19 protein-coding genes are annotated in these 23383 nt (G+C 66.8%); 7 read left to right on the top strand and 12 right to left on the bottom strand.

What is annotated here, in order from left to right:
* Positions 1-76 precede the first annotated feature (76 nt).
* From pyrF to efp, 9 genes are all read right to left on the bottom strand, one after another.
* Entirely contained in the window at positions 77-949 is an 873-nt protein-coding gene (pyrF, locus tag ABD115_RS06300; RefSeq protein ID WP_343959329.1) for an orotidine-5'-phosphate decarboxylase, read from the bottom strand.
* A gap of 5 nt (positions 950-954) precedes the next feature.
* A complete protein-coding gene (gene carB, locus ABD115_RS06295; protein WP_343959327.1) occupies positions 955-4266 on the bottom strand; it encodes a carbamoyl-phosphate synthase large subunit in 3312 nt (1103 codons plus the stop codon).
* Between the two features lie 6 nt (positions 4267-4272).
* Positions 4273-5481, bottom strand: a complete 1209-nt coding sequence (carA, locus tag ABD115_RS06290; protein WP_343959325.1) for a glutamine-hydrolyzing carbamoyl-phosphate synthase small subunit — start codon at positions 5479-5481, stop codon at positions 4273-4275.
* Positions 5478-6020: a PH-like domain-containing protein gene (locus ABD115_RS06285; RefSeq protein WP_343959324.1), complete on the bottom strand. Its 543-nt coding sequence runs from the start codon at positions 6018-6020 to the stop codon at positions 5478-5480. The genes carA and ABD115_RS06285 overlap by 4 nt, the downstream gene beginning before the upstream one ends.
* The gene (locus ABD115_RS06280) at positions 6017-7432 is read right to left on the bottom strand and encodes a dihydroorotase (protein ID WP_343959323.1); all 1416 of its coding nucleotides are present in this window, start codon (positions 7430-7432) and stop codon (positions 6017-6019) included. The genes ABD115_RS06285 and ABD115_RS06280 overlap by 4 nt, the downstream gene beginning before the upstream one ends.
* 10 nt (positions 7433-7442) lie before the next feature.
* Positions 7443-8411: an aspartate carbamoyltransferase catalytic subunit gene (locus tag ABD115_RS06275; protein WP_343959321.1), complete on the bottom strand. Its 969-nt coding sequence runs from the start codon at positions 8409-8411 to the stop codon at positions 7443-7445.
* Entirely contained in the window at positions 8408-8932 is a 525-nt protein-coding gene (pyrR, locus tag ABD115_RS06270) for a bifunctional pyr operon transcriptional regulator/uracil phosphoribosyltransferase PyrR (protein ID WP_343959319.1), read from the bottom strand. Before pyrR ends, ABD115_RS06275 begins: the two co-directional genes overlap by 4 nt.
* A gap of 102 nt (positions 8933-9034) precedes the next feature.
* A complete protein-coding gene (gene nusB, locus ABD115_RS06265; protein ID WP_343959317.1) occupies positions 9035-9451 on the bottom strand; it encodes a transcription antitermination factor NusB in 417 nt (138 codons plus the stop codon).
* Between the two features lie 2 nt (positions 9452-9453).
* Positions 9454-10017, bottom strand: a complete 564-nt coding sequence (gene efp / locus ABD115_RS06260) for an elongation factor P (RefSeq protein WP_343959315.1) — start codon at positions 10015-10017, stop codon at positions 9454-9456.
* A gap of 170 nt (positions 10018-10187) precedes the next feature.
* Here efp and ABD115_RS06255 point away from each other — a divergent pair, with 170 nt between their 5' ends.
* Together ABD115_RS06255 and ABD115_RS06250 are read left to right on the top strand one after the other, a co-directional pair.
* Positions 10188-10781, top strand: coding sequence for a thioesterase family protein (locus ABD115_RS06255; RefSeq protein WP_343959314.1), 594 nt, complete (start codon positions 10188-10190; stop codon positions 10779-10781).
* Positions 10782-10834: 53 nt separating this feature from the next.
* Entirely contained in the window at positions 10835-11914 is a 1080-nt protein-coding gene (locus ABD115_RS06250; protein ID WP_343959312.1) for a VanZ family protein, read from the top strand.
* Here the strand turns inward: ABD115_RS06250 and ABD115_RS06245 are convergent.
* Positions 11904-12743: a serine/threonine-protein kinase gene (locus ABD115_RS06245; protein WP_343959310.1), complete on the bottom strand. Its 840-nt coding sequence runs from the start codon at positions 12741-12743 to the stop codon at positions 11904-11906. The genes ABD115_RS06250 and ABD115_RS06245 overlap by 11 nt on opposite strands.
* Positions 12744-12832: 89 nt before the next feature.
* The gene (locus ABD115_RS06240) at positions 12833-14872 is read right to left on the bottom strand and encodes a VWA domain-containing protein (RefSeq protein ID WP_343959308.1); all 2040 of its coding nucleotides are present in this window, start codon (positions 14870-14872) and stop codon (positions 12833-12835) included.
* A 104-nt stretch (positions 14873-14976) separates the two neighbouring features.
* On the opposite strand from ABD115_RS06240, the gene ABD115_RS06235 reads away from it, so the two are divergent.
* Positions 14977-16428: an AAA family ATPase gene (locus tag ABD115_RS06235; protein ID WP_343959306.1), complete on the top strand. Its 1452-nt coding sequence runs from the start codon at positions 14977-14979 to the stop codon at positions 16426-16428.
* Here the strand turns inward: ABD115_RS06235 and ABD115_RS06230 are convergent.
* Positions 16361-17593 (bottom strand): acyl-CoA dehydrogenase family protein, encoded by a 1233-nt coding sequence (locus ABD115_RS06230; protein WP_343959304.1) that lies wholly within the window; start codon positions 17591-17593, stop codon positions 16361-16363. The genes ABD115_RS06235 and ABD115_RS06230 overlap by 68 nt on opposite strands.
* Before the next feature lie 177 nt (positions 17594-17770).
* On the opposite strand from ABD115_RS06230, the gene ABD115_RS06225 reads away from it, so the two are divergent.
* The 4 genes from ABD115_RS06225 to ABD115_RS06210 all read left to right on the top strand — a co-directional run bounded on the left by ABD115_RS06225 (position 17771) and on the right by ABD115_RS06210 (position 23337).
* A complete protein-coding gene (locus ABD115_RS06225) occupies positions 17771-18667 on the top strand; it encodes a LysR family transcriptional regulator (protein WP_343959302.1) in 897 nt (298 codons plus the stop codon).
* Positions 18668-18782: 115 nt separating this feature from the next.
* Entirely contained in the window at positions 18783-20717 is a 1935-nt protein-coding gene (locus tag ABD115_RS06220; protein WP_343959300.1) for an acyl-CoA dehydrogenase family protein, read from the top strand.
* Positions 20714-21922 carry a CaiB/BaiF CoA transferase family protein gene (locus tag ABD115_RS06215; protein WP_343959298.1) on the top strand — a complete coding sequence of 403 codons (1209 nt, stop codon included), beginning with the start codon at positions 20714-20716 and terminating at the stop codon, positions 21920-21922. The genes ABD115_RS06220 and ABD115_RS06215 overlap by 4 nt, the downstream gene beginning before the upstream one ends.
* 104 nt (positions 21923-22026) lie before the next feature.
* Complete coding sequence (locus ABD115_RS06210; RefSeq protein WP_343959296.1) at positions 22027-23337, top strand: MFS transporter; 1311 nt, start codon at positions 22027-22029, stop codon at positions 23335-23337.
* The last annotated feature ends 46 nt before the right edge of the window (positions 23338-23383 follow it).

The raw sequence follows: 23383 nt of genomic DNA, 5'->3' as shown, positions 1-23383 counted from the left end.
CGTGATGCGCCGTCAGTGTGTGAGCCCTGCTCGAGCGCGCCCCGACTCATGGGGCCCGCTCTGAGAGCACGCGCCGCTAGGCCCGCAGCGCCTCGGCAATTAGCGTAGCCCGTTCGCGAATGCGACCGGCGAGAAGCTCGCTGCCTCCCCCAAGGATACTGCGCGATTCATTGGCAAGCACTGCGTGCCCGATTCCGCCGAAGATCTCGGCGGCGTCTTCGATGCGTGCCCCCTGGTGCCCGAAGCCCGGAGCGAGCACCGGCAGTGCGGGCGACACGCGTGCTGCGGTGTCGATCCCGAACTCGTCGAGCGCGAGGGTCGCGCCGAGCACGACGCCGACGGAGCCCACCGGATCCGCTGCGTGTTCGCGCGCGTTCCACTCGTTCGCGGCCGCGACCATCGATGCAGCGAGCGTCTGCCCGTCGCCGCGCACCGCGGTCTGCACCGCGCGCGCCTCGGGGTTCGACGTTGCCGCGAGCACGAACAGACCCTTGCCGTGCTCGCGCACGTACGGGAACGCCCCGGAGAGCGTCTCGAAGCCCATGTAGGGCGCGACGGTCATCGCGTCGACTTCGAGCGGTGACCCCGAAGCGAGCCAGGCGTCGGCGTAGGCGGCAAAGGTCGACCCGATATCGCCGCGCTTCACATCGCCGACCACGAGCACGCCGGCAGCGCGCGCGTCTGCGAGCACCCGCTCGAGGGCCGCGAACCCGGCGGAGCCGAAACGCTCGTAGAACGAGATCTGCGGCTTCAGCGCTGCCGCGACGCCGGCGGAGGCCGCGACGACGTCGCGCCCCATCCGCTCGGCGCCCTCGGCCGAATCTGGCAGGCCCCACTCGGCGAGTAGCCCCGGGTGCGGATCGATCCCGACGCACAGGTGCCGGCCCGCGGCGAACTCCGCCGCGAGCCGGGCCCCAAAGCTTGGGGCGGGTACCTGGTCAGCGTTCACGGTGCCTACTTCGCCGCCGCGAGTGCGGCCTGGCGGTCTGCCTCGTACTCCTGCAGCGACTTCACATCGAAGCTCTGCTGGAGGGCCGACAGCGCACCGACGGCCGCCGAGAGCTCAGACACGGTCGTGAAGATCGGCTTGTCGGCAGCGACTGCCGCCGCGCGGATCTCGTAGCCGTCGGCGCGAGCCGAGCTGCCCGAGGGCGTGTTCACGATCATGTCGATCTCGCCGCGGTTGATGAGGTCGACGATGGTGTCGCCCTCGGCCTGCAGCGAGTGCTTGCGCGCGGTCTCAGACGCGATGCCGTTGCGGGCGAGCACCACCTGCGTGCCCTGCGTCGCGAGAATGCGGTAGCCGAGCTCCTGGAGGCGCAGCGCGGGCTGCACGACGGAGCGCTTGTCGCGATCCGCCACCGAGAGGAACACGGTGCCCGATTTCGGCAGCGAGCTACCCGCGCCGGCCTGGCTCTTCGCGAACGCGGTCGGGAAGTCGCGGTCCATGCCCATGACCTCGCCGGTCGAGCGCATCTCGGGGCCGAGCAGCGAGTCGACGACGAGGCCCTCGTTCGTGCGGAAGCGCTTGAACGGCAGCACGGCCTCCTTCACCGCGATCGGGGCGTCGATCGGCGCGCGCGAGCCGTCGCGCTCGGGCAGGAAGCCCTCCGCGATCAGCTCGGCGATGGTCTCCCCCGCCATCACCCGCGAGGCGGCCTTCGCGAGGGGAATACCGAGCGCCTTCGACACGAACGGCACCGTGCGCGACGCGCGCGGGTTGGCCTCGAGCACGTAGAGCACGCCCTGGCCGATCGCGAACTGCACGTTGAGCAGGCCGCGCACGCCGATACCCTCGGCGATGCCAAGCGTCGCCTCGCGCACCTGAGCGATCTGGTCGTGGCCGAGCGTCACGGGCGGCAGGGTGCAGCTCGAGTCACCCGAGTGCACGCCAGCCTCTTCGATGTGCTCCATCACGCCGCCGACGTAGAGCTGCTCGCCGTCAAAGAGCGCGTCGACGTCGATCTCGATCGCGTCGTCGAGGAAGCGATCGACGAGCAGCGGGTGGCCGGGGCCGACGAGGGCGTGGCCCTCGATGCGCTCGAAGTAGCCGTGCAGCGACTCGGTGTCGTACACGATCTCCATGCCGCGGCCGCCGAGCACGAATGAGGGGCGCACGAGCACGGGGTAGCCGATCTCCTCGGCGACGCGGATCGCGCCCTCCTTGTCGATCGCGGTGCCGTTGCGCGGGGCGGTGAGGCCCGCGCGCTCGAGGATCTGGGCGAAGGCGCCGCGCTCCTCGGCGAGGTCGATCGCCTCGGGCGTGGTGCCGAGGATCGGGATCCCCGCATCCTTCAGCGGCTGCGCGAGCCCGAGGGCGGTCTGGCCGCCGAGCTGCACGACGACGCCGAGGAGCTCGCCCGACGCCTGCTCGGCGTGGATGACCTCGAGCACGTCCTCGAGCGTGAGCGGCTCGAAGTACAGGCGGTCAGACGTGTCGTAGTCGGTCGACACGGTCTCGGGGTTGCAGTTGATCATGATCGTCTCGTAGCCCGCGTCGCTCAGCGCGAACGAGGCGTGCACGCACGAGTAGTCGAACTCGACGCCCTGGCCGATGCGGTTCGGGCCCGAACCGAGGATGACGACCTTCTTTCGGTCGCTCGGCGTGACCTCGGTCTCGAGATCGTACGACGAGTAGTGGTACGGCGTGAGCGCGGGGAACTCGCCCGCGCAGGTGTCGACGGTCTTGAAGACGGGGCGGAGGCCGAGGCCGTGGCGCAGGCCGCGTACCTCGGACTCCGAGATGCCGCGGATGGCCGCGATCTGGGCGTCGCTGAAGCCGTGATCCTTCGCCTCGCGGAGCACGTCGAGCGAGAGCTGCGACGCGGCCTTCACGGTCTCCGCGACCTCGTTGATAAGCACGATCTGGTCGAGGAACCACGGGTCGATCGAGGTCGACTCGAAGACCTGCTCGATCGACGCGCCGAGGCGCAGCGCCTGCTGCACGTCGACGATACGTCCGTCGGTGGGGCGCTTGATCGATTCGAGCAGCTCGGCGACGCGCGCGTCAGCGGCCACGTCTGCAGGCAGCGCGTTCCAGTGGAACGAGGTGCCGCGTTTCTCGAGCGAGCGGAGCGACTTCTGCAGCGCGGTCGTGAAGTTGCGGCCGATGGCCATCGCCTCGCCGACCGACTTCATGGTGGTGGTGAGCGTGTCGTCGGCTGCGGGGAACTTCTCGAACGCGAAGCGCGGGGTCTTCACGACGATGTAGTCGATCGCGGGCTCGAACGAGGCCGGCGTCTTCTGCGTGATGTCGTTCGGGATCTCGTCGAGCGTGTAGCCGATCGCGAGCTTCGCGGCGATCTTCGCGATCGGGAAGCCGGTTGCCTTCGACGCGAGCGCCGAGGAGCGCGAGACGCGCGGGTTCATCTCGATGACGACGACGCGGCCGTCGGCCGGGTCGATCGCGAACTGGATGTTGCAGCCGCCCGTGTCGACGCCAACGCGGCGGATGATGTCGATCGAGATGTCGCGCAGGTTCTGGTACTCGCGGTCGGTGAGGGTGAGCGCGGGAGCGACGGTGATCGAGTCGCCGGTGTGCACGCCGACGGCGTCGACGTTCTCGATCGAGCAGACGACGACCGCGTTGTCCTTGGTGTCGCGCATGAGCTCGAGCTCATACTCCTTCCACCCGAGGATCGACTCCTCGAGCAGCACCTCGGTGGTCGGGCTGTAGTGCAGGCCATCGGTGACGATGCGCACGAGCTCTTCCTCGGTGTAGGCGAAGCCCGAACCGAGGCCACCCATGGTGAACGACGGGCGCACGACGAGCGGGTACCCGAGATCGTTGGCGTACTCCTTCGCCTGCTCGAGCGTGTGCGCGACGTACGACTTCGCGACGCCAGCACCCGCGGCGATCGCGATGTCCTTGAAGAGCTGGCGATCCTCGCCCTTCTGAATCGCGTCGACCTTCGCGCCGATGAGCTCGACGTTGTACTTCTCAAGGATCCCCTGCTCGTGCAGCTCCATGGCCGCATTCAGCGCGGTCTGGCCGCCGAGCGTCGGGAGAATCGCGTCGGGCTTCTCCTTCTGGATGATCGTCTCGATGACCTCGGCGGTGATCGGCTCGACGTAGGTCGCGTCGGCGAAGTCGGGGTCGGTCATAATCGTTGCCGGGTTCGAGTTCACGAGGATGACGCGCACGCCCTCCTCGCGCAGCACGCGGCACGCCTGGGTTCCCGAGTAGTCGAACTCGCAGGCCTGGCCGATGACGATCGGGCCTGAGCCAATGACGAGGACAGAGTTAATGTCTGAACGCTTGGGCATGTCTGGTTAAGCTCCCTGAGTGGTGGTGTCGGCGGCTGCGGCGCGGTTTTGGACCAGAGCGCGGAAGCGGTCGAACAGGTAGAAGGCGTCGTGCGGGCCGGCGGCCGCCTCGGGGTGGTACTGCACGGAGAACGCTGGAATGTCGAGGCACTCGAGGCCCTCAACAACCTGATCGTTCAGGCTGACGTGGCTGACCTGTACGCGGCCGAAGCCGGCGGGCGACTCGAACTCGCCGTCGATCGGGGCGTCGACCGCGAATCCGTGGTTCTGCGCGGTGATCTCGACGCGGCCGGTGCGCTTGTCGAGCACGGGCTGGTTGATGCCGCGGTGGCCAAACGGCAGCTTGTAGGTATCAAGGCCGAGGGCGCGGCCGAGCAGCTGGTTGCCGAAGCAGATGCCGAAGTAGGGCAGGCCGTCGCGGAGCAGCTGCGCGAGCAGCTCGACCTGGGCCTCGCTTGCTGCGGGGTCTCCCGGGCCGTTTGAGTAGAAGACGGAGTCGGGCGCGAGTTCGCGGATCTCCTCGAGCGTCGTCGAGGCAGGCAGCACCGTCACATCGAAGCCGTGCTCCGAGAGGTACTGCACGGTCGCGCGCTTGATGCCGAGATCGAGCACAGCGATCGACCCGACGCGCTCGACGCCCTCAGCTACGGGAACGTCGTAGCGCTCGGGCGTGGTCACGGCCTCCGAGAGATTCTTGCCGGCCATGCCGGCCTGCTCGCGAACGAGGGCGAGCTGCTCGTCGTCCGAGAGTTCGAGGTCGGAGCCCGAGAAGACGCCCGAGCGCATCGCGCCTGCCGAGCGAATCTTGCGGGTCACCGCGCGCGTGTCGATGCCGGAGATGCCAACAACACCATCGCGCACGAGATCCTCATCGAGGGAGCGCTCGGCGCGGAAGTTCGAGACGCGGCGCGCTGGGTCGCGCACAACGAAGCCCTCGACCCAGATCTTGCGAGATTCCATGTCGGTGTCGTTCACGCCCGTGTTGCCGATGTGCGGCGCGGTCATGAGCACGATCTGGCCTGCGTAGGAGGGGTCGGTGAGGGTCTCCTGGTAGCCGGTCATGCCGGTCGAGAACACGATCTCGCCGAGCGAGCGACCGGTGGCGCCGTAGGCGCGGCCGGCGTACCGGGTGCCGTCTTCGAGTACGAGCACAGCAGCTCCTGTGGGGAGTGCCGATGCTGGTGGCACCGTCACTTCGTTCGTCGTGGTGGTCACGCGTCCTCCTGGCTCGTGTGGGTGTTCTGTGAAACGTTGTTGGAAGTCGATGTCGCGACCCGGCTTGCGACATCGACGAATCGTCGATGCTCGGCCGGGGTGGCGAATCGGAAACTGGATTCGAGGTCGCGGCTGCCCGCGGCAACGCTCTCCCACTGCAGCAGCGCGAGCCCGTCGCGCTCGACGACCTTGCCGATGCGGCGGCCCGCGGCGTCGGTTCCGCGCAGCTGCGCGGCCGGAATCTCGACGGGGCGTTCGCCCTGCACGGCGATCTCGACGCCGTCGCGGCGCACGGTCACGTCTGCCCAGCCCTTGAAGGTGAGGCCCGGGATCGCGACGCGTTCGAGCGGGGACCCGATCGGCGTGGTCGAGACGTAGCCGACGTGGGTAAACGCTGCGAGCACGTCACCCGCAAGGTTCGCGTCAGGCAGCGCGAGCCCCGCGTCGCGTCGCTTACGCGCGCGCCAGGCGATCGCCATGAAGGTGAGAATGCCTGCGGCGATGATGAGCCAGATGATGAGGAACATCGTGCGGGTCATGCGGATACTCCGTTCTGTGTTGCGTTCGCTGCGGCCGCGGCGGCCACCGTCTCGGCAGCGACGAGCTCGCCGCCGTCGAGGGTGAGGTACCCGCGGCGGATCGTGTGGGTGACGCGACCGGGCAGCTCCATGCCAAGGAACGGCGAGTTCGAGCTCTGGCCGTGGAGACGGTCAAGGTCGAACACGCTCGCGCCCTGCGGGTCGACGAGCACGATGTCTGCTGGCTGCCCCTCGGCGAGCTCGCTCGGGTGCACGCCCGATTCGCCGACTGCGAGGCGGCCGATCTCGGCGGGCTTCTGCGAGAGCAGCGTCTCGAGCTCGGCCCAGCTCGCGTGGCCCGGCTCGATGAGCGAGATCAGCGCGATCGGGAGGGCGGACTCGAGCCCGACCATGCCGAACGCCGCCGAGTCCCACTCGCACTCCTTCGACTCAACGGGGTGCGGGGCGTGGTCGGTCGCGACAATGTCGATGAGCCCGTCTGCGACGGCCTGGCGCAGCGCGTTCACGTCTTCGTCGCGGCGCAGCGGCGGGTTGACCTTGTAGCGCGCGTCGTAGCTGCGGGCGAGCTCCTCGGTGAGGATGAGGTGGTGCGGGGTGACCTCGGCGGTGACCTGGATGCCGCGGGCCTTCGCCCAGCGAATCACCTCGACGGAGCCCGCGGTCGACAGGTGGCAGATGTGAAGCCGTGCACCAACGTGTTCGGCGAGCAGCACATCGCGAGCAATGATCGACTCCTCGGCGACCGCCGGCCAACCCTTCAGCCCGAGCTCGCTCGACAGCGCGCCCTCGTTCATCTGGGCGCCCTCGGTGAGGCGCGGATCCTGCGCGTGCTGTGCGATCACCCCGTCAAACGTCTTCACGTACTCGAGCGCGCGACGCATGAGCAGCGGGTCGTGCACGCACTTGCCGTCGTCGGAAAAAACCCGCACCTCGGCGCGCGACTGCGCCATCGCGCCGATCTCGCTGAGCTTCAGCCCCTCGAGGTCTTCGGTGACGGCGCCGATTGGGCGGACGGTGGCGTAGCCCGCGGCGTCACCGAGGGCCTGCACCTGTTCGACGACCCCAGCAGTGTCCTGCACCGGGAGGGTGTTGGCCATCGCGAACACGGTCGTGAAGCCGCCGGCCGCCGCCGCGCGGGAGCCCGTGAGCACGGTCTCCGACTGTTCGAAGCCCGGCTCGCGCAGGTGCGTGTGGAGGTCAACGAAGCCCGTGAGCGCGACGAGCCCGTCGGCTTCGATGACGCGCTCTCCGTCGCGCGGCTCGAGACGGGGCGCCCCTGCGACTCCCCCACGCTCGACGATGCGGCCCGCGGCGACGCGGAGATCAACCTGCGGTGCGCCGGCGATGTCTGCGCCGCGCTCGGTCAGGCTGGCAGCGAGCCGAGCCCCGCGAATGAGAATTCCTTCAGACATTACTTCTCCTTCAGCCTTCGGTTCGTTCACTCTGTTGGCGCTCGCCAGACAGCAGCAGGAACAGGCACGCCATGCGCACGGACACGCCGTTCGCGACCTGTTCGAGCACGGTCGAGCGCGGCGAGTCCGCAGCCCCCGACGAGATTTCGAGGCCACGGTTCATCGGGCCGGGGTGCATCACGATCGCACGCTCAGTCAGCGTCTGCAGCCTGGTGTCGTCAAACCCCCAGTTGCGCGCGTATTCGCGCTCGTTCGGGAAGAACGCGGCGTGCATCCGCTCGGTCTGAATCCGCAGCATCATCACGACGTCGGGGCGTTCCTCGCGCAGCGCGTCGTCGAGCGAGTGGTGGATCGTGACGGGCCAGTCGCGCACGCCAAACGGCAGCAGCGTCTCGGGGGCGACGAGCGTCACCTTCGCGCCGAGCGCGTTCAGCAGCCACAGGTTTGACCTGGCGACCCGGGAGTGCGCGATGTCGCCGACGATGACGACCGAGACCCCTTCGAGATCCCTCCCGCGGCTCCCCTCGCCGTGCAGCCTGCGCCGCATCGTGAACGCGTCGAGCAGCGCCTGGGTCGGGTGCTCGTGCATGCCGTCGCCGGCGTTCAAGACGCCGGCATCGATCCACCCGCTCGACGCGAGCCTCGCGGCCGCACCGCTCGCCGGGTGGCGAATGATGACGCCGTCGGCGCCGATCGCCTGCAGCGTCTGCGCGGTGTCCTTGAGCGACTCGCCCTTCGACACCGAGCTGCCCTTCGCGCTGAAGTTGATGACGTCGGCCGACAACCGCTTCGCGGCCGCCTCGAACGAGATGCGCGTGCGCGTCGAATCCTCGAAGAAGAGGTTCACCACGGATTTGCCGCGAAGCGTCGGGAGCTTCTTCATCTCCCGCTGCTGCGTGGCCGCCATATCTTCGGCGGTGTCAAGGATGAGGACCGCGTCGTCGCGGCTGAGCGTTCGCGTATCGAGCAGGTGCCTCATGAGATCGTCACCGAGTCCTCCCCGTCGTGCTCCGTGAGCCGCACCGAGATGCGCTCCTCGCGCGAACTCGGCAGGTTCTTGCCGATGTAGTCGGCGCGAATCGGAAGCTCCCGGTGCCCGCGGTCGATGAGCGCTGCGAGCCGCACCGCCTTCGGGCGGCCGTGGTCGCCGAGCGCGTCGAGCGCTGCCCGCACCGTGCGACCGGAGTAGAGCACGTCGTCGACGAGCACGACCGTGACACCGTCGACGCTCGCTGGCATGTCGGTCGGGTGCGGCGTGCGCGTCGGGTGCTGCGCGAGGTCGTCGCGGTACATCGTGACGTCGAGGCTGCCGACGGGAACGTCGACGCCTTCGATGCGCGAGATGTTGTCCGCGATCCTGCGTGCGAGCATCGACCCACGCGTGGGGATGCCAACAAGCACGAGGTCGCGAACGCCCTTATTCGCCTCGATTATTTCATGCGAGATTCGGGTCAAGGCCCGCGAAATCTCGGCTCCATCGAGAACCGTTCGCGTGGTCATTCACCGCCCCCCTTCTGCGCCTCACTGGACGCCATTAAAGAAAAGCTGTAGCTGCGCCAGTCTAGCGCACCTCGAGCGCGTGCACCGACACGCGGTGCCGCGCTACGCCTGCGCGTGCTCCGCGATTCTGCCGAGCACCCCGTTGACGAAGCGGCTCGAATCATCGGTTGAGTACTCCTTGGCGAGACCGACTGCCTCGTTGATGGCGACAGGGGCCGGCACCTCGGGGTTGTGCAGCATCTCCCAGGAGGCGATGCGCAGAATCGCGCGATCCACATTCGGCATGCGCTCGATCGTCCATCCCTGCGCGTAGCTCGCGATGAGCTCGTCGATCTCCTCCCGGTGATCGGTGACGCCGTCAACGATCTCGCGGGCGTACAGCCAGGAGGCTACGCGGTCGGGCTCGCCGACCGCGCGTTTTGCCTCCGTGGCCACGATATCCATGACCGGCACGTCAAGCACGTCGGCCTGGAACAGCATGTCCAGTGCGCGCTTTCGGGCCTTCGTTCGAGCCGACACGCTTAGTCGTTTACGCGGCCGAGGTAGTCACCCGTGCGGGTGTCAATCTTTACCTTCGTGCCCGATTCGAGGAACAGCGGAACCTGGATCTCTGCGCCGGTCTCGACCGTCGCTGGCTTCGTGCCGCCGGTCGAGCGATCGCCCTGCAGGCCTGGCTCGGTGTAGGTCACCTCGAGCACAACAGAGGCAGGGAGCTCGAGGTAGAGCGGGTCACCCTCGTGGAGGCCGATCTGCACCTGCTGATTCTCAAGCATGTACTTGTGGGCGTCGCCGACGACTGTCGCCGAAACGGTGATCTGATCGTAGTCGGTCATGTCCATGAAGACGAAGTCGGCGCCATCCTGGTACAGGTACTGGAAGTCGCGGCGATCGACGGTTGCGGTCTCGATCTTCGTGCCGGCGTTGTAGGTCTTGTCGATGATCTTGCCCGAAACGACGTTCTTCTGCTTGGTGCGAACGAACGCACCGCCCTTACCGGGCTTCACGTGCTGGAACTCGAGGACGGTCCAGAGCTGCCCAGCCTCCTTGATAACCGTGCCGTTTTTGATGTCGTTCGAGGTTGCCATGCGGTGATCTCCAAAGCCCGTGTAGAAAGTGCATGCGCCGTGCGCGCCGATCCATCCTACACCGCCGCCCCGTACCCTTTCCCCGAAATGCCGCCCCGCCTTCGCCGCGACCGTTGCAGGTCTCCGACAATTGAGAGCACGCTTTCTTGGAGAGCTTCTAAGATCGCATCATGCACATGCTTCCCCGCACCCTCTGGCACCGGTGGTTCGTCGGCTCTCGCGGGCCGCGCCTCGATTTCAGCGCGGTCTCGCGCTCCCACTTCAGGGTCTGGCCAACCGACCTCGACATTCTCCGCCACATGAACAACGGCAAGTACCTGTCGCTGATGGACATCGGGCGGTTCGACCTCATGCAGCGCAACGGCGTGCTCGAGCTGCTGGCCCGCGAATCGTGGTACCCGGTGGTTGTCGGCCAGACGATTTCGTACCGGAAGTCGCTGAACCCGTGGATGAAGTTCACGATCGAGTCGCGCGTGCTCGGCTTCGACGCCCAAGCCGTCTACATGGAGCAGCGCTTCGTGCGCCCGGCCCCAGCCGGCAGCGGCATTGCTGGCTCCCCAGAGGTCTACGCCCGCGCCATCGTGCGCGCGCGCATCCTCCGGCGCGCCGGCGGCGTCGTGCCGGTCGAGGAGATCATCGCGAAGTCTGGTGCGGATCCTCAGGCACTGCAGGTGCCTGCCGAGTACCTCGAGTGGGGCGAAACGACAAAGCTTCCCTCGACGCGCGCCGACGCACCGAGCGTTTGGGCGGAGGCACTGCGGTAGCGCTGCGGTCGCGTTGCGGTCGCGTTGCGGTAGCGTTGCGGTAGCGTTGCTGCATGGAATCGCGGATCTGGCCCGGGCTCATCGCCATACTCTTCGGCAGCCTCTTTCTGTTCGTGATCATCGTGCCGCTGATCGCTGCGAACTATCGCCGGTTCGGCCGGCTCTCCCCCGGCCGAATCTTCACTTGGGCGGCATTCACCGTCTACGGCTTCGCGCTGATGAGCTACACGATGCTGCCGCTGCCCACACCGGGGAGCTACGAGTGCGTCGCACCGCGGCTCGCCCCCGGGGCCTCGGTCGCCGACATCGCGGAGTTCGACACCTCTTCGGCCAGAGCGCTGCTCACGAACCCGGCCGTGCTGCAGATTGCGTTCAACGTGCTATTGTTTCTGCCCCTCGGGTTCTTCACCAGGCTGCTCTGGGGCCGCGGGGTGCTCGCCACGACCCTCATCGGTCTCGGCATCTCGCTGGCCATCGAGACCTCGCAGCTCACCGGGCTCTGGGGCATCTACCCGTGCGCCTACCGCCTGTTCGACGTCGACGACATCATCGTGAACACGGGCGGCGCGCTCGTCGGCGCGGTGCTCGCTTCGCTGCTGCGGCTGCGCACTGTTGCCCCGCGAGGCGATCTCGGCCCGCGCCCGGTCACCTTCGGTCGCAGACTGCTCGGAATGCTCGCCGACCTCGTCGTTGTCGGTTTTGTGGCGGCGGTCGCCGAGGTCTGCCGCAACCTCGTGCTCGCGGCTGCCCCCGGCTACGACCCGGCGGTCGGAGCTCCGGCGGCGTCGCCCTACCTCGGGTGGGGCGCGGCGATCGCCGTGCAGCTGCTGCTCGTCGTGTGCATCGGCCGCACCGCCGGCGATCTCATCGTGAATGTGAAGTATGAGCCAGGCTCCGTGCCCGCACCCATCGCCCGCCCGCTGCGATTTCTCGGCGGCATCGGTGGCTACCTTGCACTCACCGCGCCCCCGCTCGTCGCGGCGGGCCTCAGCTGGGTGTCGGCACTGTTCGCGCTCGCGCTGCTGGTCTGGGTCATCGCGACCCCCGATCGCTCGGGGCTTGCCGGGCGACTCTCGGGCCAGCGTGTCATCGACGCTTTCCGTGGCGAGACGGGCCAGCCGACTACCCGATAGGCGGCCGCGCCCCGAGGTGAGGGCCCTGATTGCCGATCTCGCGGGTGTTCACCCGCACGCTGCGGTCGGTCGTGTCGTAGAGTTCTCGCGCCGCGAACTTGCCGCCACCGAGCGTCCCGTCAAGCCACGTGAGGCTGCCCGAGTCGAGCAGCGGCTTGCCCGCCACGAGGTGCATGAGTTGCAGCATCAGCATCTCGGGCAGCGTCGGGTGCGGCCCGTGTGCATGGCTCAGCCCGACGAGCGGCGGCTTCGGGCTGCCCGGCACGAGCCGCAGGGCCCAGCTGAGGTCGCCTGAGCCCACGGCAGGCACGCCCCGCGGCGGCACGTCGAGCAGGTCAAACTCCGCGGCAACCTCTGGCGCGAGCGTCAGCGGAGCCGCAAGCGAGAGCGGGCTCGCGGCCTGGCGCGCTGCGGTCCGGTACAGCGCCGTCCATCCGGCCGCGCCGAGGCCGTAGACCGCCGGCACCGCAACGAGGCTCGCATCGGCCATGAGTGCGCGGGCGAGCGCGCCGTGGTCGGCCCCTGCGCCCCAGAACTCCTCCGGCGCGGGCAGCGCGAGGCCAGACCAGGCCGCGACCTCGGCAGCCAGCTCGAACGCCCGTGCGAACCTGCTGGCCTCCAGGCCGTCGATACCCGCGAACGCTGCACGGGCAAGGTCCCCCTCGCGGGCAGCGAGCGCTGCTGCCTCGACAATCTGCTCAGCGCGCGATGTGGCTGCGCGGCCACCCGCAGCCCGTTGGGAGTCTGCGAGCGCGCGGTCCACCTCTTCGGCAACATCGGCAAACAGCAGCCGCGCGAGCCGCGCGGCTTCCCCGGAATGTGCTGGCATGTTCGTTCCTCCAGCTTTGAGCCTATCGCCCCGGTCGCTGTGGTAGCTCCGCCGGCCCGCCACGCACGCCGCGGCCCGCGCGCACCCGGCTACCGGCCGAGGCCCGCAGCGGTAACGAGGCGTTGCAGCACCGCTGGCAGCTCGTCGGCTGCGTCGAGCCGCATGCCGTCGGGTGCGAAGCGCGCCGCGAGGTCGTCCGTGCGAATGCCGATGCCAAACACCGTCACGCCGTGGGCCCGCAGCCGCGCAAGCTCACTCGCAGCCCGTACCGCGTCATTGGTGCCACCATCGCTCACCAGAATCACGACGCGCCGCCTGGTCACCGAACCGGAGGCCGGGCCCGCTCCCTGGCGAGCGTTCAGCCCGAGCTCGTCGGCCGCAGCTCGCAGCGCAGCAGCGTCGTTCGTCGACCCCTGAGGCGAGTGAATGGCCTCGTCAAGCGCGAGGCGAGCCCTATCGTCGAGGGCGCCCGCGAGGGGCTTCACGGTGTGCGGGGTCGAGTCGAAGACGATGAGCGCGGTACGCAGGCTCAGCTCAAGGTCAATGCCGAGGGCACGCTCCTCGGCAGCAATATCGCGATCGACAGCGGCAAGCGCCTCGAGCATAATGAGCGCCGCGGTCGCTGCCCCAGCGGAAGGCGGCCCCTGCATCGAGGCAGACCGATCAATCAGCAGCACGTAGTCGGTGCTGCCCTCGCGCTGAGTCGGCCTGACTCGGCGCTCACGCCGCAGAAATGCGCGCGGCCGCTCGACTCCCGCGGCGACGTCTGACACCACGCGCACAAGCGCGCCGCGGTCGAGCAGGTCGCCCTCCGCCTGCGGAGTCCGTGAGAAGCCGCGAGTGACATGCACCCGCTCAGAGACAATGTGACGCCAGACCTCGCGGACGCCGTCAATGCTCCTCGCGTTGAGCGCGACTCGGTCTCGGTAGCTGCTGAGCGCTGCGTGGCCGCCCGCGCCGCCGGGCGTACCGGGGTCGGCCCGTCGCGGTTTCTGCTCTTCTGTGTCTCGCTGCGGGTCGGTCACCGCCTGCACATCCGGCAGCTCGGCGCCGGCTGCCCAGGCCCCTGAGGCGGGAAGCGGGGTCGCGAGCACCGTCTCGACAAACCCGGCGTGCTCTGCCTCGAACAGGTCGGAACCCTCGGCCCCCTCGCGGGTGTCACCAGCACGGGCCTGGTCGGCGTCTCCCCCGCGCGCGGAATCACCGCCCGCCGCCGACTCCGCTGGCTGCTCGGGGCCCTGTTCTCCCTCGCCCGCACCGCCGGTGTCACCAAGGCCGAGGTCAGCGTCGGAGCCTGGCGGCTCCTCGCCCGCTTTCGATTCGCCCGCCGCAGGCCCGCCCGATTGCGGCCCTCGGCCAGCCAGGTCGGCCGCGAGGAGGCGCTGATAGCCGGGGGCGAACACCCCGTATGCCCGTTCGAAGCGCTCGATCGGGGTGCGCCGCGGATCCGGAGCGAATGCGAGACCGATCACCTCGGCGGTCTCCCCACCCAAGCCGTCGAGCAACTCAAACTCGTGGCGCACCTCTGGGGCGAGCGTCTCGGCGAACTCGGGGGTGCCCCCGCCGCCCGTCGCCCAACGGTGCGCGCACACTCCGAGGGCGAGCACCACCCACTGCAGGTGCCGCGGCAGCTCCATCGGGGCGCGGTCGCCCAACGCCGACTCGTCTGCGAGCGCCTGCGCCACCGGAAGCCGCAGGCTCGGCATCGCCGCGAGCAACTCAGCCGCGGCGAGCAACCGATCAAGCATCGCGAGCAACGGCTCCAGCTCGGGCCGCTCTGCCGACAGCGCGAGCCGACGCCGCCTCCGCGCGGGCGCGACGCGCACCTCGCGCACTGATTCCCAGAGCAGCAGGGCAACGCGGGCGACCGTGTCGGCGGTCGGGCCGGGGTCGCGGGCTGGGGCGCCGGGGTCGTGGGCGGGGCCGCCGGGGTCGTGGGCGGGGGCGCCGGGGTCGTGGGCGGGAGCGCGGCCGGGGCCCCGGCGCGCAGCCCACCCGAGCCCGATATGAACGACGCCGTCGCGCATCCACCAGTCACGCCCGTCATGCACCGCCACGCGCACCCCCAGGATCGCTGCCGCGGCGGTAATGCCGCCGCGCACGGCGTCGTCGAGCGGATCGGGGGTCATGGTCTTACCCTACCGATGGCGCCGGTGTCTCCGCGGGCTCGGGCTCGGGCTCGGGCGCGGGCGCGGGTGCCGGCTCCGAGCCGCCTCAGTGGTAGCGTGGCACCATGCTTCCCTTTGCCGATAACCCCGTGCTGGCCGAGGCCGCTGAGGTGGGCAGGGAGCTCGCACGCACCCGCCGGGTCGCGGCAACTATCGGCTCCCCGCGAGCTGCGCTCGCCGCCGACGCGCAGCGCTCGCTCGAGGCGCGCCTCGAAGCGCTCTACGAGGACCCTGAGACCCGCGGGCTGCTCGACGGCGCTCTCACCGCGCGTGCGGGCGTGCTGCGCGCAGCCGTCGAATCGTGGCGATCGACCCTCGCCGCCCGCGAACTGCGCGAGCAGGCTACCGCGGTGGCAACCGACGCGGCGAGCGAGCGCCGATCGCTCATTCAGTCGGAGGCGCTGCTCGTTGCGACCCTCCGCGGGCAGGCAGACCGCCTCGAGCGGGATCGCTCGGCGCGGCTGGCAGAGCGCATCGACGGTGAAGCGTTCAGGGATGGCGTGCTCGAAACGCTCGCGGCGATCCGCATCCGCGAGGCTCGTGCGCAACTGGAGCGCGGGCTGCTGCTCACCGGGCAGATGCGAGCCATCATCACCGAGGCGCTGCCTGCGCTCACGCGCGGCGAACCGCTCCTCTTGCTCGGCGAAACCGGCGGGGCGAAGACTGCGCTCGCCGAGTATCTCGCGAGGGTCGAGCTCGGTCGCGAGCCGGAGTTGGTGTCGGGCTACGGCGACATCACGAGCGCGCAGCTCATCGGCAGCCACGAGCTACGCTCCGTCGGCGGGGCGACCGTGAGCGTGTTTGTTGCGGGCCCGCTGCTTCGCGCCATGACCGAGGGGCGCCCCGTCATTCTCGACGAGGTCAACGCAATGCCCGCAGAGTTTCTCAAGCGGCTCAATCGCATTCTGCAGCTGCGGCCCGGGCAGCAGTTTGGGGTGCAGGAGAACAACGGAGCCCCGGTCACGATCGCCGCTGGGTTCGCAGTTCTCGCGACGGCGAACGAGCAGACGCCGCACCGCTACCGCGGCATCGATCGCATGAGCGCAGAGCTTGTGAATCGCTTCGGCGCGAACAGCTACCGGGTGCACTACCCCGACTCCGGGCTCGAGTACACGGCCACCCCTCGCGAGAACGCGCTGCTCGCCGCGGCCTCGATTGCCGACGCTTCGGGCGAGGTTGCGCTCAGCGTCGATGAGCTTGAACGCGTGGCCCGCGCCGCGTTCGTGAGCCAGCAGGTCTTCGCTGGGTCCCACGGCGAGGGCTTCAGCCGGTTCGTGTCTACCGAACGCGAGATCGACGGGCGCCCCGGCCTCGAGGAGTCGGTTCTGGCCCCCCGCACGCTCGTCGCGATCGTACAGAAGGTCGCAGGCAGCGGCGGGCAGGTCTCGCTCGACCAGGCGTTGCGCCGCTTCGTCGACGGCGTGATGCACGCTGAAGACCGCCAGGTACTCACGGTGATTCTGCAGTCGCAGGGGTTTCTGAGCGGGCGTGGCGACGAAACGCCGAGATCCCAGTGAGGTCTCGCCCGATCAGCAGCGTCTGAATCGATTCCGTACCCTCGTAGGTATGGTTGATCTCACTGTCGGTGAGATGCCGCGCCACGTGATTTTCGAGCAAGAGCCCGTTCCCCGCAAGAAGGTCTCGAGCCTCCCGGCACACTTCCCGCGAGGCTGCAGCGGTGTGGAGCTTCAGCATGGAGGTCATCGTTCCCGTCAGGTCACCAATCTCACCGAGCTCTGTCGTTCGAAAGCACATGCCGTACATCGTTGAGATTTTCGTGAGCATTCCCACGAGCCGTTCCTGAACCAGCTGATACCCGGCCAGCGCAGACCCGAATTGATAGCGTTCGTTCGCGTATTCGAGGGCGATGTCGAATGCCGCGACGGCGTGCCCGAGCGCCGCCCACCCGACGTTCAGCCGTGTCCGGTCGAGGGCAGCCACCACATCGCGAAAGTCGTGCGACTTGGCGAGCAGGTTGGCCGAGGGGATCTCAAGGCCAACGATATCTATCTCTGCCTGTTGAATGGCTCGCTTGCCGATCTTGCCGGCGATATCGGTTGCATCATACCCGGCCGGGTAGTCCTCCCCCGGCGCGCGGTCCAGCACAAACGCCTTCACATTTCCATCCGAGGTGTCGCGCGCCCAGATCAATACGATGTCGGCCGATGCCCCGTTCCCTATCCAGCGCTTTCGGCCGTTGAGAACGTAGCGACCTCCGCGTCGCTCAGCTGTTGTCTCGAGCGCTACCGCGTCGGATCCGTGGTCGGGTTCGGTAAGCGCAAACGCGCCGATGCGCTCAAGCTGCATCATGCTCGGCAACCAACGCTGGCGCTGCTCGGGCGACCCAAGCGCGTGTATCGTGCCCATGGCCAGCCCCGAGTGCACGGCCATGAACGTATTGACCGACCCGTCTCCCCGCGACAGCTCAAATGCGGTGAGTCCCTGCTCACGCAGCGTCATGCCAGGGCCACCGTAGTCAGCGATAGTCGTGCCGGCGATGTCGAGGTCGCGCAGTTCGGGCAACAATCCCCTGGGAAACTCTGCGCGCTCCCACGCATCATTGATCACCGGGAGCACTGAGCCCTCCACAAACGCACGAAGCTTGGCGCTCAGGGCGAGCTCGCTGGGCGTGAGGGTCTCCCTGTGGAGAAACAGGTCACTGGGTTCATCAATTGGAAGCATCTTTGCTCACTCTCTCGGCGCACCGCACCGCACAATCGGCTCAATCAGCCCAGTCTGAGCCACCGGCACGCCGCCACCAAGGGTGCAATTGACATCACTCTATGCAACACTCGCATAGCAAGCACAGAATATTTGAGACGCAAGTTTCAGACTCCAGCGACAGAAAGGAGCAGCCTCATGGAGCACCACCACGTGATCGCATTCCTCGCGCTCGCCAAAGAGCTTCACTTCGGTCGCGCTGCAGAACAGATCTTCGTCACCCAGCCCACGCTCAGCCGAACAATTCGCAGCCTCGAAGAGGAGCTTGGCGTTCGCCTATTCGATCGTTCCTACCGCCAAGTTACGCTCACTGAAGCCGGAACGGCATTCATTGAGCCCGCACGCGCAGTGAACGACTCGCACGAGCAAGCACTCGAGAGCGTGAGCCGGTCGGCCCGGGGGCTCAGCGGCACCGTACGCATGAGTTTCACCGGGCCTTCGTCGTATCGCCTCGTGAGCGCGATAGCATCGGCAGTCTCCGTCACCCACCCTGGCATCAGACTCGAACTCAGCGCGGGTGGCTTCGCCGGCGAGGGGCTCCACAAACTCCTGAACCACTCGGTAGATACCGCGCTGGGGCGGTGGAGCGATCTTCCAGAGGGAATCCAAGCAACCAAGCTGAGTAAGGAGGGGTTCGTTCTAGCGGTTCCAAGCACACACCCGCTCGCTGAGCAAGGCAGCACACCGTTTCAAGCCGTCTCAAACGAGCCGTTCATACGTCTGCAGGAGCGCTTGCCCTCCGTCATCACCGATCGACTGAACACGCTCAGCATGGGGCACCGAACTACGCTCACGACCGCACAGTTCGCCCCAGACACCTGGACGGCGCTCGCGCTCGTATCCTCCGGTCTCGGCGTCACACTGACGCTGACGTCAGTGAGAGAAAACACAAGCATTTCTGGGGTCAAATTTCTAGATATTGAAGATGCGATAGCTCCCACTTGGCTCAGCCTCGCCTGGCACAGCTCGAACTCGAACCCTGCGTTGGCGGCAGTGCTGCGCGCGGCGGCAGATGTCACTCGCTCACGGAATTGACCTGAGGACGGGAGACGGATCACGCATCGAGGCATGTCATTTCTCGATCGTTTGAGGGGCAATTACCGGACATGATGATGGCACGGCACCTCGCCGCACCGCGAAAGGATGCACTATGCCAGGGTTTGTTACCCACACCATTGAAGACGCCGTGATGTCGGGCTCCCCCGAGAGCACAATGCCAGACACGGAGGGTATCAACGCCTTCGAGATTGACACCGACTTGCAAACGACACTCAGCTCAGCGCTCTCCCCCGAGCTCTACTCAATTGCAGCGCCGCACCTTAGGGAGCTCGGGAGACTCGTCGGAACGGAGCTCGATACGCTCTCGCGTACCGCCGACGCGAACCCACCACGGCTTCGAACCTTTGACTCGCGCGGCAGGCTCGTGAATGCCATTGACTACCACCCTGCCTACACTCGGATGGAGCATCTCGGAGTTGAGCAGTTCGGCCTGGTTGCTATGTCGCACAAGCCCGTGCTGGGTTTCGACGCTCCGGTTCCACACGTGCTCAAGTATGCGTTTTGGTATCTCTTCGTGCAGGCGGAGTTCGCGCTGGCATGCCCGATGAGCATGACCGACGCGGCGATCCGAGTGCTCAAGCGCTACGGCGACACAGCGCTCAGTGAACGCTTTGTTGAGCCAATGCTGCGCACCGAGCCGGGGCATTTCTCGGGCGCCCAGTTCATGACGGAAAAGCAGGGCGGCTCCGATGTGGGGGCCAACGTCGTCGAGGCTCGGCAAGATGGGGGCGAGTGGCGGCTCTGGGGAGACAAGTGGTTCTGCTCCAACGTATCAGCTGATCTCGCACTTGTCCTCGCGCGCCCCCACGGCGCCGCGCCGGGCACCAGTGGGCTCGCGATGTTCCTCATGCCGCGACTGCTTCCAGATGGCTCCATGAATAGCTTCCGAATCAATCGCCTCAAAGACAAGCTCGGCACCCGCGCGATGGCCTCGGGCGAAGTACAGTTTGCTGGGGCGCTCTGTTACCCAGTCGGCGAACTCGGAACCGGCTTCAAACAAATGATGTCGATGGTCAACGCTTCTCGACTCTCAAACGCGATGCGCTCCGCAGCGCTCATGCGACGCAGCTACATCGAAGCGCTCACCTCGGCGCAGGGGCGCCCCGCGTTCGGACAGATGCTTGTCGATAAGCCACTCATGCGCGCTGCTTTGTTTGGCATGCTTGTCGAGAGCGAGGCTGCCGCGGCAACACTGTTCCACACCGCGGTGAGCTATGACCGAGCGGACGCCGCAGTCGCGAGCCTCAGCCCCGAGGAGCGCCACGCCAGCGTTCCCGATGAGCCACACTCACGATATGTGCGGCTGCTCACACCGCTGCTCAAAGGGGTCATCTGCAAGCGCGGGCGACACGTCGTCTCCGAGGGCATGGAGGCCCGAGGTGGTAACGGCTATATCGATGATTGGGTCGACGGCAAGCTGCTACGCGACGCCCAACTCGGATCGATCTGGGAGGGCACGACGAACATCGTCGCGCTCGACGTTCAGCGCGCCATGCTTCGCAACGGCTCCGATGTGCCGTTCTTCGCTGAGATCCGTGGCAAGCTCACCCCCTATGCCGTTGACACTACCGTCGGCCGCATCGCCGAGTACCTACTTGCGGCTGCGACCGAGGCAGAACAGGAGTGCGATCAACTGTCGCTCCTCGGTTCCGAGCATCGGGAGCTCGGGGCCGTTCGGCTGATGCACCGCCTGTACGACCTACTGGCATCGAGTCTGCTGCTCGAGCAGGCGATGACCGAGGCACGAGATGCGAACAGCTTCAGAAAGCTCGCGGTGCTACTTGGCTATCTTGACGAGCATTTCCTCCGGCAAGAGAACACCGCAGGGTCAGCCGAACACGTGATGCTCACCCACGCAGCCGAGCAGGTACTCAGTGCGGGCCACGTTCCCCTTTCCGCGGTAGAGCCGATGCTGCTTCGCACCATCGCACGCGCCGGTTCCAGGCACCCCATGCACCGCGCAAGGGAGCGGCAGGGAGGGGCCGCTACTGCAGCTCGAATCTCGGCGTCAGGGGACATCAAGTGACTAGTCAATCGCCCGGCGCTCTGACAGGAGTGCGTGTTCTCGATCTCAGTCGCGTGGTCGCGGGGCCGCTGTGCGCGAGCCTGCTTGGCGACCTCGGGGCCGACGTTATCAAGGTCGAGGGCCCCCTGAATCCCGATGAAACCAGGAGCTGGCACCCGCCAGAGGTGAGCGGGATCGGCGTGTACTTTGCGACGGTGAACCGGAGCAAACGCGCGATCTCGGTCGACCTGAAGACTGAGTCTGGCCGGGAGATCATTCGGAATCTCGTTCGCACGAGCGACGTAGTGATCGAGAACTTCACCACCGGCACACTTGAACGCCTTGGGCTTGATTACCCCGAATTGCGAAGGATTAATCCGAGGGTGATTCTCTGCTCCATCACCGGGTTTGGCCAGACCGGGCCAGCACGCGCCGAGCCAGGCTACGACTTCATCGCCCAAGCGATGACAGGCTTCGTGGCCATGAATGGGGCCCCTGGCGACGAGGGAACTAAAGCGCCGATCGCGTTAGCCGACCTTCAGACCGGTTTGCACGCCTTGATCAGCGTGCTTGCGGCGCTGCAGGCACGCAACCAGACCGGCGAGGGGCAGCACTGCGATATCTCGCTACTAGATTCGATGACGTTTTCGCTACTGAATCTTGCCACGACGTTCCTCAATACCGGCGACGTCCCTCCGAGGTACGGCAACCAGCACCAGACCCTCGTGCCCTACCAGAACTTCGCCACGCATGACGGAGAGATTGTCATCGCCGTTGGCAATGACGCCCAGTTTGCGCGGCTCTGCGAAGTGCTCGAACGCCCGGAACTCGCCGTCAACGACAGGTTTCGCACCGCAAGCGCGCGCATTCGCAACCGCGAAGACCTCATCTCACTGCTGCAGGCAGAATTGCGAGTCTGGCACACCGCGAAGTTACTGGAACAGTTGCGCCAGGCACGGGTTCCGAGTGGGCCGCTCAACTCCATCGAGGATCTCTTTGCCGAGCCGCAGGTCGCCGCTCGCGACCTTGTTCGCACCGTCGAGCAGCCGTCTGCTCCGCCATTGAAGTTGATCGCCGCCCCGTTCGGGCTCAGCGGCACTCCGACGAGGATCTCGCTGGCACCGCCAATGTTCTCCGAGCACACCGACGCCGTTCTCGAAGAACTGGGCTACGACCCAGGGCGGCGGGCCAGGCTCAGGGCCGAGGGGGCGATCGGACCTCTCTAACACAACGGGCCATCGGGCCGCTGTCACCGCTCGAGCTAGCGCCCCGGCGCGGAAAATCACCCTGCCCGCTCTTTCATTCAACGATGCATGAAGAGGAGAATCTCGTGCGCAAAAAACTAACGAACCCACGTACCATCTGGGTCAGCGTGTTTGTGTCTTGCTTTCTAGGACTGTACGTCGACGGCTTCGACTTGCAGGCTTTATCACTCACCCTGCCAAGCCTCCGAGAAGAATGGGGCCTCAGCAATACCCAAGCCGGGCTCCTGGGAACTGCGTCGCTTGCGGGCATGGGCGTCGGCGGAATCTTTGGCGGCTGGTTTGCGGATCGATACGGCCGGGTCCGCATGGCGGCGTTGATGATCGTATTGTTTTCAATCGGGTCGTTTCTCCTCGGGTTTACCGAGGCACCCTGGCAGTTCATGATCATTAGGTTTGTGACCGGACTTGGCCTCGGTGCGGAGTACACCATCTGCATGATGCTCATGGCAGAGTACACAAGCGCGAAACGCCGGGGGTTGACTATGGGCGTGCTGATGGCGTCGTACTCCCTCGGCTACCTCACGGCCGCTCTCGCCGCCGGCGCGATCATCCCAACCCACGGCTGGCGTTGGATGTACTGGATCGCGATAGCGCCCGTCATCCTGGCCGTCTACATTCGCCGCGCAATACCGGAGCCAGTCGGATGGCGAGAGCGCCCAGACCTCGCCCCTCAGGAGCACTCGTCCCGGAGCCGAGGCAATCAGTGGCGGCTGCTACTAAGTAACCCGGTTGCTCGAAGGCTCTTGCTGTTGTGGACCGCAGTGTCTGTGTGTCTGCAATTTGGGTACTACGGTGTCAACACCTGGCTGCCCTCCTATGTGTCAGGCGATCTCGGCGTCGAATTTACTTCGATGACCGCCTACGTCGCAGGCACCTATGCTGCCGGTTTTGTGAGCCGTCTCCTTGGCGGGTGGCTCGCCGACCGCATTGGGCGACGCTTGGTCTTCTCGATCGGCTCGTTCATCACCGCGTGCTTGCTCCCCGTGATCTACCTGTTCCAAAACCCGCAGAACATCGTCGTGTTTCTGCTGATCCTTGGGTTCATGTACGGGTGGCCATACGCTGTTAACGGGGCCTACATGAATGAGAGTTTCCCGACAGCCCTGCGTGGAACCGCGACCGGCACCGCCTACAACCTCGGCAGGGTCGGCGCTCTGCTCGCCCCTCTCACCATCGGAATCATCGCCGATGCCTTTAGTGTTGGGCTAGGTCTGGCCGCCCTAGGTATCGGGTACGTGCTTGCGGCACTCATTACGTTCTTCGCCATTCGGGACAAGATTTACGACCCATCGCGCGCAGAGACCGACGACGAGCGACAGCGAGCTGCCGTTCAGTCAGGCACTGGCCCCCTGCGAGTGCCGCGCAGGTTGCCGTAGCAAAAGTGCGCGACGGAATGCGCATGAGCCCGGGGCCCGCGAAGCT

It is taken from the genome of Leucobacter albus (genome assembly GCF_039528015.1).
Taxonomy (GTDB): Bacteria; Actinomycetota; Actinomycetes; order Actinomycetales; family Microbacteriaceae; genus Leucobacter; species Leucobacter albus.
This window is presented reverse-complemented; position numbering and strand designations above follow the sequence as displayed.

Excerpts from the sequence above, each read along its gene's own strand:
- carB (WP_343959327.1), bottom strand. The coding sequence starts at position 4,266 with ATGCCCAAGCGTTCAGACATTAACTCTGTCCTCGTCATTGGCTCAGGC.
- ABD115_RS06280 (WP_343959323.1), bottom strand. The coding sequence starts at position 7,432 with ATGTCTGAAGGAATTCTCATTCGCGGGGCTCGGCTCGCTGCCAGCCTG.
- pyrR (WP_343959319.1), bottom strand. The coding sequence starts at position 8,932 with ATGACCACGCGAACGGTTCTCGATGGAGCCGAGATTTCGCGGGCCTTG.
- ABD115_RS06285 (WP_343959324.1), bottom strand. The coding sequence starts at position 6,020 with ATGACCCGCACGATGTTCCTCATCATCTGGCTCATCATCGCCGCAGGC.
- ABD115_RS06250 (WP_343959312.1), top strand. The coding sequence starts at position 10,835 with ATGGAATCGCGGATCTGGCCCGGGCTCATCGCCATACTCTTCGGCAGC.
- ABD115_RS06255 (WP_343959314.1), top strand. The coding sequence starts at position 10,188 with ATGCACATGCTTCCCCGCACCCTCTGGCACCGGTGGTTCGTCGGCTCT.
- ABD115_RS06240 (WP_343959308.1), bottom strand. The coding sequence starts at position 14,872 with ATGACCCCCGATCCGCTCGACGACGCCGTGCGCGGCGGCATTACCGCC.
- ABD115_RS06230 (WP_343959304.1), bottom strand. The coding sequence starts at position 17,593 with ATGCTTCCAATTGATGAACCCAGTGACCTGTTTCTCCACAGGGAGACC.
- ABD115_RS06245 (WP_343959310.1), bottom strand. The coding sequence starts at position 12,743 with ATGCCAGCACATTCCGGGGAAGCCGCGCGGCTCGCGCGGCTGCTGTTT.
- ABD115_RS06220 (WP_343959300.1), top strand. The coding sequence starts at position 18,783 with ATGCCAGGGTTTGTTACCCACACCATTGAAGACGCCGTGATGTCGGGC.
- efp (WP_343959315.1), bottom strand. The coding sequence starts at position 10,017 with ATGGCAACCTCGAACGACATCAAAAACGGCACGGTTATCAAGGAGGCT.
- ABD115_RS06225 (WP_343959302.1), top strand. The coding sequence starts at position 17,771 with ATGGAGCACCACCACGTGATCGCATTCCTCGCGCTCGCCAAAGAGCTT.
- ABD115_RS06275 (WP_343959321.1), bottom strand. The coding sequence starts at position 8,411 with ATGAGGCACCTGCTCGATACGCGAACGCTCAGCCGCGACGACGCGGTC.
- ABD115_RS06235 (WP_343959306.1), top strand. The coding sequence starts at position 14,977 with ATGCTTCCCTTTGCCGATAACCCCGTGCTGGCCGAGGCCGCTGAGGTG.